An 11,832-nucleotide genomic window follows, 5' to 3' on the forward strand; every position below is an offset into this window, starting at 1 on the left:
GTCTGCAACCGCGGCGGCCGGCATATGGCGCCGCACCTTATTCCGGGCCTTCGCCGACACTCTTGACGACACGCCACAAACTTATGTCTGCTGGCTGCCGCTCCATCTTATTCGGTCCGACCTTGCGAGCGAAGCCGAGAAGGCCTGCAGAACCGTTCGGGGGCCTCAGACCAGCAACGCGCCGGGATTCATAATATCGCGTGGATCGAGTGCACGCTTGATCTGTCGCATCACGGAGAGTTTCACTGGGTCGCCCAGCCGCCGTAGCTCCGAGGTGAGCTTGCGACCGATTCCATGCTCGGCGCTGATGGTGCCCCCGAAGCGCACGGCGATGTTGTGTACGGCCATCTCCACCTCGAGTGCTTTCGCCTCTCTGTCGGGCAGGGCCCGCCAGTAGTCGTGTGGGAACATGAGGATATAGTGCACGTTCCCGTCCCCCAGGTGGGAGACGACGAGCACGCGGGCTTCCGGGAAGAACCTCGCCGACATCTCGTCGGCCGCCTCGATGAAACCGGCAACGGCCGAGTTGCGCACTGCGGTGTCGTGGACGATGCCGACTCCCTCGATCTTGTGCGCCTCAGTGACCGAGTGGCGGATGTGCCAGATCTCTTTCGCCTGGGCCTCGCTCTGCGCGACGAAAGCATCGTCGGCGAGGTCGGCTTCCAGCGCGGCGGCCATCACCTCCTCGAGCGCGGAGACGAGGTCCGCTTCGGGGTCGGTATGGGCGAGCTCAATCATGACCGACCACGCCGGCGTGGCGTTGAAAGGCAGCCGTGTGCGCGGAATGTGCCGCAATACGCAGTCCACCTCGGCCCGATTGAGCATCTCGAAGGCCTCGATCGTGTCGCCGCAGCGTTCCTGGAGGCGGGACAGTAGCTCGACCGCGGACTTAGGCCCGGTGACGGAGATCCAGCCGTGCGCAAACGTCCTGTTCGGCTGGCGCAGACGCAACGCAGCGCCGGTGACGAGGCCGAGCGTACCTTCCGCGCCGATCAGGAGATGCTTGAGGTCGTAACCGGTGTTGTTCTTGCGCAGCGCGTCTAGATCACGATAGATGCTGCCGTCCGGCAGAACCGCCTCGATGCCGCAGACGAGATCGCGCATCGGGCCATAGCGCAGCACGCCGGTGCCGCCAGCATTGGTCGAGATCAGGCCGCCGATCTGGGCCGTCCCTTCGCTGCCGAGATGTAGCGGGAACTGCCGGCCCTCGGCGGCCGCAAGCTCGTGCACGCGCGCAAGAGCCATGCCGGCGTCCACCGTGAGCACGTTGGCGGCACGGTCGACGGCCCGCAGGCTCGTCATCTTGCCCATGCCGACGACGATCGCCGGGCGGCCGCCAGGGGCAGTCGGCACGGCGCCGTAGCACAGCCCCGTATTGCCGCCGATCGGGAAGATCACAGCGTCGTGCTCGCGCGCTATGTCGACGACGGCAGCCGCCTCGTCGGTGCTCGCCGGAAGAGCGACGGCCTCTGCCGCGCCCGTCATGCGGCCGCGGAAATCCCTGACGAACGGTGCCATCTCGCGCTGGTCGGCGATCAGGCCTCGCTCGCCAAGGACCGTTCGGAGCCTATCGACCAGCGTGCTCACGCGGCAATCGCTTTCGCCATGCCGGCATAGGCCGCTTCAAGTGCCTTGCGCGTTTCCGGCGTCGGGTCCGTGAGCGGCAGGCGCACGCCGCCGGCGCGCATGCCGGCAAGGCTCATATAGTATTTGAGCGGACCCGGATTGGTCTCCAGGAAGATCGTCTTGACGACCCGATCGAGACGCTGCTGATGCGCGATCGCAGCGTCGAGCTTGCCGTCGCGGGCGAGCTTGAACACTTCGATCCAGTGGTGCGGATAGACGGTCGCCGAAGCGAGCACACCGCCGCGCGCGCCGAGCGCCACATGGGTGGCGAAAAGCGGCTCCTCGCCGCTGAGCACGGCAAGCTTGTCGCCGGCGAGCTTCATCGTCTGGATGAATTCGGGCATGTCGTAGGACGAGCACTTCATGCCGATGATTGAGCCATCGTCGGCGAGCGCGGCGATCGTCTCCGCCTTCAGCGCCACCCCGGTGCGGCGGGGAATTTCGTAGGCGAGCACCGGCGCGTCGACCGCATCGCGATACTTGCGGAAATAGGTGCGCATGCCCTCCTGCGTGCCAGCGGCATAATAGGGCGTGACCGTCATCACGCCGCTCGCACCGGCGGCCACGAAGTCGCGGCCCGCATCCACCGCGTCGGCGAAACCGGTAGCTAGCACGCCCGGCAGCACCGGCGCGCCGGCGGCTGCTTCGACACATGCCCGAACGATGTCGGCGCGCTCGCCGCGCGACAGGGCCGGATACTCGCCGGTGCCGCCGATCGGCACGATGCCGGTTGCGCCCGCTTCGATCTGGAAGCGGACCAGCGACCGCAGCGCCTCGAAGTCGACGGAGCCATCGTCCGTGAAGGGCGTGACGATTGCCGTGAAGAGGCCCGACAGGTCGTCTTTTTTCAGAGTCATCCAGAAAATCCTTTCAGAAAGATCATAGGAAACCGAACCATCGCGGCAGCGTCAATGAGATCGCAGGTACGTAGGTGACGACGAGCAGCACCGCCAGATTGGAGAGGAGGAAGGGCACGCTCTGGCGCACGATCGCGCCGAGCGGCACCCCGGATATCGTCGAGCCTAGATAGAGCGCCAGCCCGTAGGGCGGCGTCATCAGGCCTATCATCACGTTGAGCACCATGATGACGCCGAAATGAACCGGATCGACGCCCATCGCGGCGAGCAGCGGCGTGAACAGCGGCGCAAACAGCAGAAGCTGCACGGAATCGCCGATCCACAGGCCGTTGATCAGGAAGAACAGGTTGAGGAGCAGCAGCAGCGTCCACGGCTCGAGCTGGAGATCCTGCACGAGCGCCTGCAGCTCGCTCGGCACGCGTTCGTTGGCCAGCACCCAGCTTATGATGGTCGCGAAACCAACGATCAGATAGACGGATGCCGAAGTGCGCGCGGCCCGGTCGATGATGTCCCAGAACGCCTTCACCGACAGGTTGCGGTAGGCGAGCACGCCGACCAGCAGCGCGTAGGCAACCGCGATCGCGGCTGCTTCCGTTGCCGTGAAGATGCCGGAGATGATGCCGCCCAGGATGATCAGCGGCATGAAGATCGCCCAGAAGGCGCTCATGAAGATGTGGAAGGCGACGCCGAGGGTGAGGCCCTCGATCGGGTTCCGCGGAAAGCCCTTCTTGCGCGCCAGATAGAAGACGACGGCCATCTGCGCGACGCCGAGCATCATGCCCGGCACCGCGCCGGCCAGGAACAGCGCGGCGACCGAGGTGTTGGTCAACGCGGAGAAGATGATCAGCGGGATGGAGGGCGGGATGATGGGCCCCTGGATCGCGGAACTGACGGTCAGCGCGGCCGCAAAATCCTTCCGGTAGCCGTCCTTCTCCATCATCTTGATCTCGACCGGTCCGAGCGCGGAGATGTCGGCCAGCGCGGATCCGGACACGCCGGAAAACATCATCGAGCCGACGACATTGACATAGGCCAAGCCGCCGCGAAGCCGGCCGACCATCAGGCGAGAGAGGTTCACCAGCCGGTCGGTCATGCCAATCGCGGTCATGATCTCGCCAGCGATGATGAAGAGCGGGATCGACAGCCAGATGAAGACATCCATGCCGGTGAAGAACTTGTGGGCGTAGATATCGAGCATGCCGGCCATACCGGGCTTGATGACGAAGTAGGCCATCCCCGCGAAGCCGATTGCGAATATGACGGGGCTGCCCATAATCATGAGCACGAGCAGGAGGCCGATGACGATGAGAAGCGATTGGTCCATCGGGCTGCCTCAGATCTCGGCTTTGAGGATGGAGGGTTCGGCGGTCTCGGGCGTGCCGCGGACAAAGTCGCGCAGCGCCAGAACCAGCATGTGGAACAGCATCAGGGCTGCGCCGACGGGCACGGAGAGGTAGATCCAGTAAAAGCTGACCTGTAGCGTTGCAGACATGCGACGCTGTCCGAAGTCGGCATTCTCGTAGCCTTTCCAGACGAGTACGGCGAGCAGCACGCACAGCATCAGGCGGAAGATCGCGTTGCGGAGCGAAAGCAGCCGGCGCGGCCAGTACCAGTCGAAGAAATCAACGCGAACGAGCTGTTCGTCCTTCACCAGCAGGCTGCCCGCCAGCATCACCACCCATATCATCAGGTAGCGCGCGGCCTCCTCCGGCCACGGAAGCGAGAAGCCTAAGCCGTAGCGCAGCACGACCTGGATGAACAGGATGGCTGCAACTAGGATGAGCATGACCCGGGCGGCAAGGGAGGCGATGAAACCCAGGACGCCTGCGAGCATTTCGAGAGTTCTGAGCAATGACGCCTCCGCTCTCCGATGGTTGGACCGGATCGATTTGTCTGGATCCGGCAGGACGAACCCGCGCCGTGCGGCGCGGGCGCCACGATGACTAGTCCTGCGTGTCGGCGATAGCCTGCCGCAATTCCCCGATCAGCTCCGCGCCGACCTGCTCGGTGAGCATCTCGGCGATCGGCTGCTGGCTCTTCTCGACGAACGCCTGGAACTCCTCCGCCGTCGGCTGGTAGATTTCGACGCCCGCTTTCTCGATCACCTTCAGGTCTTGCGATTCCTTCGCCGCGATGATGCCGAGCATGGCAAAGGTCGCCTGGCGACCGGCATAATCGAACGCCGCGCGGTCTTCTTCGCTGAGGCTCTGGTAGAATTCCTCATTGATGGTGATGAGCGGCATGTTGATGAGGTGGTGATCCAGCGTATAATACTTCTGCACTTCCTGCAGATTGGCCAGAAGCATGGTGTAGGGCGCGTTCTCCTGCCCGTCGACCACGCCCGTCTGCAGCGCGCTGTAAAGCTCCGCCCAGGCGATCGGGGTGGGCGACGCGCCGAGCGCCTCGACCATCTTGATGTGGATCGGAACCTGCTGGGTGCGGATCTTCAGCCCCACCATGTCTTCCGGCGTGCGTATCGGCCGCACGGAATTCGAGAAGTTGCGGAACGCGGACGGCAGGTAGTTGAGGATGCGAACACCGCTCTGCTCGGCGACGACATCGGAAAGCTTCTTGCCGAACGGTCCTTCGAGAACCTCGCGCGCCACTTCGGTGGTTGCGAAAGTGTAGGGCATCTCCAGCACCTGCGCAGCGGGCGCGTAAGCCGCCACGTGGCCAGCATTCAGGCCGCCGACGATCTGCAGCGATCCGCGCGCATTCTGTTCAAGCAGCGACTCCAGGTCGCCGAGTTGGCCATTAGGGAACACCTGGATCTCGTAGCGTCCGCCGGTGTGCGACTTGACGATCGAGCTGAACACCTCGGAGTAGGCCCAGTAGGGGTTTGCCAGCAGGTCGCCTTCGCCGTCGACGTGTCCGAAGCGCACGATCGTCTGCGCGTCGGCAGCACCGATCATCAAGGTTCCAAGGCTCATTGTCGCCGCAGCGCAAAGAACACCCAGTTTTCGTATGATGGAATTCATTTCCTCAACTCCGCTGTCGGTGGTGGATGGCATAGTGACCCCGACGCGGCGGGCCGATAGCCCGACGGCGCTCAAGTTCACCCTCGATATAGATGCTTCTGGCAATTTCCCTGGGGGCTTTGTGGCCGACCCCTCTTAGCCGTCTACCATACGAAACGACTTTTTAGTGTCAAGCTGTATCGTCAAATTCTTTTCGTATAGTGGATAATCGTACTATCCGCACTTTCCCCGCAGGAAGGGACATCGTATAAGGGAGCTATGTCGCTTGGCGGGTTCCGCCCGGTTGCCAGACAGCAAGAGAGCTGGAGTCAGCAATGAACGTCCGACCTGCCAAAGTCATGGAACCCGATGTCGAAACGGCGGTGCCCGACCTGGACATAGGGGCAAGGCTGGCCCAGCTTCGCCAGCAGCAGGGCTGGACGCTCCAGCAGGCGAGCAAGCGTACCGGCGTCTCCGCGTCGGCGCTGTCGAAGATCGAGCGCAACGAATTGTCGCCGACGATCTCGACCTTGCAGCGCGTCGCCCGCGGCTACGAGCTCGACGTGGTCACGCTTCTCAACGACAGGGAAGCCTCCCGCAGCCTGCCCGGCCGCCGCAGCGTGACAAGGACGAATGAGGGGCGCCCTTACCAGTCGAACAGCTGCGCCAACACCATGTTGTGCGCGGACCTGCTGGACAAGCGCATGACGCCGATCCGCACGCGGGTAACGGCGCGCTCGCCCGAAGAGTACCGATCCTGGCCGGTCAGCGACGCCGAGATCTTCGTGACGGTGATCAAGGGGACGATGGTGGTCCACAGCCAGATCTACGAACCCCTCATCCTCAATGCGGGCGACAGCCTCTACTACGACGCCGGAACCCCACACATCTGGACGTCGGAGGGGCCCGAGGATGCCGAAGTGATCTGGGTGATCTCCTCCTAGAGAAACCGCATGCTGCTGAACACTGGCGATTACCGCGAACGGGCGCGGCGCAAACTACCGCGCGGCCTGTTCGAATATATCGATCGGGGCACAGAGGACGAGCTTGCGCTGTCCCGGCTGCGGAGCTCGCTGGATTCTGTGGTGCTGCGGCCATCGGTGCTTTCAGGCCATGCGAGGCGTGAGCCCGGCACGACCCTTTTCGGCCGGCGGTTCCCGACGCCGCTTGTCATCGCGCCGACAGCACTTGCCGGCCTCGTCGCCCATAATGGCGAATTGAAGCTGGCGCGCGCTGCGGCAGCGCTCGGCATCCCGTTCAGCGTGTCGACCCAGTCCGTCACCACCATCGAGGAAATCCGCCGCGCCGCGCAGGACGCGACGTTGTGGTTCCAGCTCTATGTCTGGCGTGACCGCACACTGACCGCCGATCTCCTGAAGCGGGTGCGGGCATGCGACTGCGAATGCCTCGTCGTGACCGCCGACACACAGATGTCGCCCAACCGCGAATACAACCAGCGCAACGGCTTCGGCATCCCGTTCAAGCCGACCCTGCGCAATCTCGTCGATATGGCCGTTCACCCGCGCTGGCTGCTGGGCGTGATGCTGCGCTACATGCTCGCCGGCGGCGTGCCGACCTATGGGCACTATCCGGCCGAGTACCGCAGCGCCATCACCCGCGCCAATGTGCAGGAGGCCGTGCGGCTGGAGACAAACCTTTCCTGGGGAGACGTGAAGCGGCTCCGCGACGAGTGGCCGGGCAAGCTCGTCGTGAAGGGCGTCCTCTCGATTGAGGATGCCGAGCTGGCCCTGGCCGTAGGCGTGGACGGTGTCGTGGTTTCCGCGCATGGGGGGCGCAATCTCGATTGCCTTCCGTCTACGGCAAGCTGCCTTTCAGCGATCGCGGAGGCGTTTGGCGATCGCATGACGATACTGGCCGACAGCGGCGTCAGGCGCGGCACGGACGTGCTGAAATATCTGGCCATGGGTGCCCAGGGCGTGATGCTGGGCCGGCTTCCGCTGTGGGGTCTTGCAGCCGGCGACGAGGAGGGCGCGAGTTCCGTGCTGGCCATGATGCTGCGCGAAATGGATACCGCCATGGGCTTACTCGGCGTGGCGGACATCGCGGCCCTGCGGTCGCCTGCGCGCTGGGGCATCGAAGCGCAACATTGAAGTGGCTCAGGCCCGCATCCCGGCTTTTAAGCCCAGTGTCACCACGCCGCAGCTCCGGTGTCTCATCGTGCTGCTTTGTCGTAGGCGGCGAGCCGCTGTCGGGCCACGTGTCTGACAAAAGTGACGTTACCGCCCGAAGTGCCAGCACAGTTGCTCTGGTCCCTGTCCCTTATTGAAGCGGAATACGCCTCCGACCTGGCAACTGAGGAACGGCGCTTCCCCCTCGCTTGGCTCGCGCGACAAATCCGGTTTCGGGCCGAGGCGGTAGCTACCTCGCCTAAGCTACGCCGGTCACAGGCCGCCGAAAGATCCGGCTGGTCACCATGGCCTTCGCCACCAGGCGGCCCGCCTCGTCGCGCACCGTCACGTCCGACACTGTCTGGTTCCGGCCGCGCTGGATGACGAGCGCTTCGGTGGTGAGACCGCAGCCGTCGGTCTCGGCCAGGTTGGCGGTCGCTCCGCCGATGGCATCACCGTCGGCAAGACCGGAAGCGGATGCCGCCGCTCCCGTCACGTCGATCAAGGTCGCGATGGCGCCGCCATGGGCGATCGATCCCGCCGTTGCCAGTTGCGGGCGGAAAGGAAGCTTCATGACCACCCTGCCCGTCTCCGCCTCGACCACCTCGATCCCCAGCGGTGTCGCGAAGGGCGACCGCGCCAGCACATCCTCGATCCATCTGCGCGCGATCGCATGCATGGCCGTGCTCCTTCTCGGTTGGCGTTCGTGTCACGCGGCAGCGGAGCGACGCAGCCCATGAATTGCAGCACTGCGAACAGGCCGACGACCAGTGCCTGGGCGGCGATGAAGGCCGTGCCGAGCAGGTTCGGGGACACCGAGCCGGAGAACAGCAGCCCGAAGCTGGCGAGCACCCAGAGGACGTTGGCGATGATGTCGATCAGAACAAGGCGGGAGACCGCCTTGCGACGCGCCGTGACCAGGAGAAGGGCGACGAAAGCCGGGCGCAACAGCGACGCGATCATGCTGTTCTCGCGGTTCCATGTCGGCATCGCGGAGATCGCCGACCACTGCGTTTTCACGGACTTCGTGCGCGACCTCGTCTCCCACTCATCGTGCTCTGCTGGAAACAGCGTGAAACGACCGGCAAGAGCCATGCCCACCATGCGCTGATCGACACCATTGAGGCCCACAAGCCCGCAGAGGCTGCGGAGTTGATGAAGCATCACATGCTCGATCTCCTGTCGGGCCTCGACCTCACGCGCGGCAGGCCCAAGCCTGAACGCCGCGCCGACTTGTTGCGGTAGTGGTGGTGCCTGGAACCGAGGCCGTAAGGCCGCTTGGGGTTTGTTTCCTGCCGTACGTCTCTGACCGGAACGAGCAACCTGCCCCAGTCGTGACGTTCGTGCTGGATGCAGCGAAGGTCGCGCACCCCTTTCGCGGCGTTTGCGACTGAGCCGGTCGGAGCCTATTTCACCGCGCCGACCGTAAACCCCGCCACGAAGCGGTCGACGAAGAAGTTATAGATGACCGCGATCGGAACGCTGGCGATCAGGCAGGCGGCCATCATCGAGCCCCAGAAATAAACGTCACCGCGCACGAGGAACGTCGGGACGCCGACGCTGACGGTATAACTCGAGGATGAGGTGATGAACGTCAGCCCGTAGACGAATTCCTGCGTCACCAGCGTGAAGGCGAAGATGATGACGGTCAGGATGCCGGCGAGCGAGATCGGCAGAACCACCTTGACGAAGGCGCCGAAGCGGGAGAGCCCGTCGATCATGGCAGCCTCCTCGAGGTCGCGCGGGATCGCCTTGTAGAAGCCCATCAGGAGCCAGGTGCAGAAGGGCACGGTGAAGCTCGGATAGACGAGCACCAGCGACCACAGAGAATCCTGCAGGCCGAGGACCGCGATAATCCGGGCAAAAGGAATGAAGAGGATGGTGGGCGGTACGAGGTAGGTGAGAAAGATCGCGATTCCGAGCGTCTGCGCCCAGGCACCAGTCATGCGCGCCAGCGCGTAGCCGGCCGGCACCGCCAGCGCGAGGGTGATGGCGACCACCGCGACGCCGACGAGCGCGGTGTTGATGAGCCACTGGAGATATTGGGTCTGTTCGAACAGGAGGGCCAGATGCTCGAGCGTCGGCGGGTCGTTGAACAGGTACGGATTGTTGCCGGTGTCGTGCAGGTCCTGCGTCGTCTTGAAGGTGGTGATCACCATCCAATAGAAGGGAAACGCCAGGAAGGTGACGAAGAAGACGAGGATTCCCGCGTGTCCGCCTGCGGCGGCCGCCCGGCGCGCGCGTGCAGTGGCCGGGGTCATCAGGTGACCTCCGCCCGGCGGGCGAGGACAAGGAACAGGATCGCGACCGCCACCAGCACAGGGAACATGAACAACGAGATGGCGGCGCCGCCGGCAAGGTCGCCACCCTGGATGCCGGTGAAATAGGCCCAGCTCGCGATGACCTGAGTCGAGTCGTAGGGACCACCGCGGGTCAGCACGAAAACCACGATCATGTCGGTGAAGGTGAAGATGATGCCGAAGAGCACCGCCACCAGCGTGATCGGCAGGATGAGTGGCATGGTGATCTGGAAGTGGCGGCGCCAGAAGCCGGCGCCGTCGATCGCGGCGGCGTCATGGATATCCTGTGGGATCGAAGTCAGCCCGGCGAGGATGATTACGGTGGCCAGCGGGAGCAGCCGCCAGATGTTGACGATGACGATCGAGGCGAGCGCCAGGTTCGGCTGACCGAGCCAGATCGGCCATTCGTTCGGTCCGAGAACGCCAATCCGCTGCCCGGTCCAATTGATGATGCTGTAGATCGAATCGTAGATCCACAGCCAGCCGATCGAGCCGAGCGAGATCGGCGCTACCCAGGGCAGCAGGATCAGGAGGCGCACCAACCATTTGCCGCGGAAGTCCACAATCAGCGCCATGGCCAGCGCGTTGGCCAGCACGACGATGAAGATCTGCGAAATCGCCGTGATGACCAGCGTGTTGCGCAGGGCGAGCCAGAAGGTGCTGCTCTCGATCACCCGGCGGAAATTCACCAGGCCGGCGAAGTTCAGGGCGCGGCTGGCGACAGTGGCGTCCGACAGGCTGTAGTAGAGCGACACGATGAACGGGAAGCCCACCAGCACGATGATGTACAAGATGGCCGGCGCAAGCATGATGCGCCACAGCCATCGCTCGCTGTCGGCCAGCCGCGCCAGCGCGCCAGCGCGCTGCGTGCGCACCGCTCCGCGTGGGATCGACGCGACGCTCACCGCGCGTCTCCGTCGACACGGCGCCCGGTGGCACAGTCGAAGCGCCCGATATCGCTGCGGCGGATGACGAAATCAAGCCGCTCCCCGGCGGCGATCTCGATGCGGATGTTGCTCGGGATTTTCGAGATGACATGCGTCTCCGGCGCGCGGCCCTCGAGCACGCCGTAGACCAGCCGGTCAGCGCCGAGATATTCGACGCGCGTGACCTGGAGGGGCATCGCCACCGCGTCGTCCTCGCGCTCGACGCCGCGCGGCAGGAAGGCCTCCGGCCGGAAGCCGAGCCAGGTGTCGCCATCCTCCACGAGGTTCATGGGCGGCGAGCCAATGAAGGTCGCGACGAAGGTGTTGGCCGGCCGGCCGTAGATCTCTTGCGGCGTACCCACCTGCATCACTTTTCCGGAGTTGAGCACGGCGATGCGGTCGCCGAGGCCCATGGCTTCGGCCTGGTCGTGCGTCACATAGATCGTCGTGGTGCCCAGCGTGCGCTGCAGCTGCTTCAGCTCGTCGCGCGCGGAATTGCGCAGCTTCGCATCGAGGTTCGACAAAGGCTCGTCGAGCAGGAAGACGACGGGCTCACGCACCACGGCGCGCGCCAGCGCAACCCGTTGGCGCTCGCCGCCGGAGAGCTGGCGCGGCTTGCGGTGCAGGAAGCTTTCGATGCCGAACATGCGCGCCGCCCATTCGACCTTGTTGCGGATCTTCTGCCGTGGAACGCCGAGCGCGCGCAGCGGAAACGAAATGTTACGCTCCACCGTCAGATGCGGATAGAGCGCGTAGCTCTGGAAGACCATGGCGACGTTGCGCGCTCGCGGCGGCAGGTCCGTCACTACCGTGCCATCGATCACGATGTCGCCGCGGGTGGGCCGCTCGAGACCCGCAATCATTCGCATCAGCGTGGTCTTGCCGCAACCCGAGGGGCCGAGCAGCACGAGGAATTCACCCTCGCCGGCCGTAAGGTCGATGCCGTCGACGGCGTGGACTTCGTCAAAGTGCTTCGAGAGACCTCGTGCCTCCACCGTTGCCATCGGCGCCTCGGAATTCTCTGAAGACGGAACTGG

The 11,832-nt window shown here is 64.4% G+C and carries 12 protein-coding genes; 3 read left to right on the top strand and 9 right to left on the bottom strand.

Annotated features, from left to right (window positions below):
* Positions 1-165 precede the first annotated feature (165 nt).
* From JN302_RS28470 to JN302_RS28490, 5 genes are all read right to left on the bottom strand, one after another.
* Positions 166-1,587, bottom strand: a complete 1,422-nt coding sequence (locus tag JN302_RS28470; protein ID WP_244845977.1) for an FAD-binding oxidoreductase — start codon at positions 1,585-1,587, stop codon at positions 166-168.
* Positions 1,584-2,483: a 4-hydroxy-tetrahydrodipicolinate synthase gene (gene dapA, locus JN302_RS28475; protein WP_202329943.1), complete on the bottom strand. Its 900-nt coding sequence runs from the start codon at positions 2,481-2,483 to the stop codon at positions 1,584-1,586. Before dapA ends, JN302_RS28470 begins: the two co-directional genes overlap by 4 nt.
* Positions 2,484-2,505: 22 nt before the next feature.
* On the bottom strand, positions 2,506-3,807 hold the full coding sequence (locus JN302_RS28480) for a TRAP transporter large permease (protein WP_202329944.1): 1,302 nt from the start codon (positions 3,805-3,807) through the stop codon (positions 2,506-2,508).
* A 9-nt stretch (positions 3,808-3,816) separates the two neighbouring features.
* Positions 3,817-4,335: a TRAP transporter small permease gene (locus JN302_RS28485; RefSeq protein ID WP_202307537.1), complete on the bottom strand. Its 519-nt coding sequence runs from the start codon at positions 4,333-4,335 to the stop codon at positions 3,817-3,819.
* Positions 4,336-4,426: 91 nt separating this feature from the next.
* A complete protein-coding gene (locus JN302_RS28490; protein WP_202329945.1) occupies positions 4,427-5,395 on the bottom strand; it encodes a TRAP transporter substrate-binding protein in 969 nt (322 codons plus the stop codon).
* A 380-nt stretch (positions 5,396-5,775) separates the two neighbouring features.
* Between JN302_RS28490 and JN302_RS28495 the strand changes: the two genes are divergently transcribed.
* Positions 5,776-6,384 (top strand): helix-turn-helix domain-containing protein, encoded by a 609-nt coding sequence (locus tag JN302_RS28495; protein ID WP_202329946.1) that lies wholly within the window; start codon positions 5,776-5,778, stop codon positions 6,382-6,384.
* A 9-nt stretch (positions 6,385-6,393) separates the two neighbouring features.
* Positions 6,394-7,551, top strand: coding sequence for an alpha-hydroxy acid oxidase (locus tag JN302_RS28500; protein ID WP_202307540.1), 1,158 nt, complete (start codon positions 6,394-6,396; stop codon positions 7,549-7,551).
* Between the two features lie 277 nt (positions 7,552-7,828).
* Here JN302_RS28500 and JN302_RS28505 read toward each other — a convergent pair whose 3' ends face one another.
* A complete protein-coding gene (locus JN302_RS28505; protein WP_202329947.1) occupies positions 7,829-8,248 on the bottom strand; it encodes a PaaI family thioesterase in 420 nt (139 codons plus the stop codon).
* Positions 8,249-8,310: 62 nt separating this feature from the next.
* Between JN302_RS28505 and JN302_RS28510 the strand changes: the two genes are divergently transcribed.
* Positions 8,311-8,814, top strand: coding sequence for a hypothetical protein (locus JN302_RS28510; protein WP_202329948.1), 504 nt, complete (start codon positions 8,311-8,313; stop codon positions 8,812-8,814).
* 161 nt (positions 8,815-8,975) lie between these two features.
* Here the strand turns inward: JN302_RS28510 and JN302_RS28515 are convergent, their stop codons facing one another.
* Genes JN302_RS28515 through JN302_RS28525 form a run of 3 tightly spaced genes read right to left on the bottom strand, consistent with a single transcriptional unit; the run spans position 8,976 to position 11,799 of the window.
* Positions 8,976-9,830, bottom strand: a complete 855-nt coding sequence (locus JN302_RS28515; protein ID WP_202329949.1) for a carbohydrate ABC transporter permease — start codon at positions 9,828-9,830, stop codon at positions 8,976-8,978.
* Positions 9,830-10,774, bottom strand: coding sequence for a carbohydrate ABC transporter permease (locus tag JN302_RS28520; RefSeq protein ID WP_244742228.1), 945 nt, complete (start codon positions 10,772-10,774; stop codon positions 9,830-9,832). Before JN302_RS28520 ends, JN302_RS28515 begins: the two co-directional genes overlap by 1 nt.
* Entirely contained in the window at positions 10,771-11,799 is a 1,029-nt protein-coding gene (locus JN302_RS28525) for an ABC transporter ATP-binding protein (protein ID WP_202307550.1), read from the bottom strand. The genes JN302_RS28520 and JN302_RS28525 overlap by 4 nt, the downstream gene beginning before the upstream one ends.
* Between the last annotated feature and the right edge of the window lie 33 nt (positions 11,800-11,832).

Source organism: Mesorhizobium sp. L-8-3 (assembly GCF_016756615.1).
Taxonomy (GTDB): Bacteria; Pseudomonadota; Alphaproteobacteria; order Rhizobiales; family Rhizobiaceae.

Bases quoted from the DNA above. Each gene is read 5' to 3' on its own strand.
- dapA (WP_202329943.1), bottom strand. From the start codon at position 2,483: ATGACTCTGAAAAAAGACGACCTGTCGGGCCTCTTCACGGCAATCGTC.
- JN302_RS28480 (WP_202329944.1), bottom strand. From the start codon at position 3,807: ATGGACCAATCGCTTCTCATCGTCATCGGCCTCCTGCTCGTGCTCATG.
- JN302_RS28490 (WP_202329945.1), bottom strand. From the start codon at position 5,395: ATGATCGGTGCTGCCGACGCGCAGACGATCGTGCGCTTCGGACACGTC.
- JN302_RS28495 (WP_202329946.1), top strand. From the start codon at position 5,776: ATGAACGTCCGACCTGCCAAAGTCATGGAACCCGATGTCGAAACGGCG.
- JN302_RS28500 (WP_202307540.1), top strand. From the start codon at position 6,394: ATGCTGCTGAACACTGGCGATTACCGCGAACGGGCGCGGCGCAAACTA.
- JN302_RS28505 (WP_202329947.1), bottom strand. From the start codon at position 8,248: ATGCATGCGATCGCGCGCAGATGGATCGAGGATGTGCTGGCGCGGTCG.
- JN302_RS28515 (WP_202329949.1), bottom strand. From the start codon at position 9,830: ATGACCCCGGCCACTGCACGCGCGCGCCGGGCGGCCGCCGCAGGCGGA.
- JN302_RS28525 (WP_202307550.1), bottom strand. From the start codon at position 11,799: ATGGCAACGGTGGAGGCACGAGGTCTCTCGAAGCACTTTGACGAAGTC.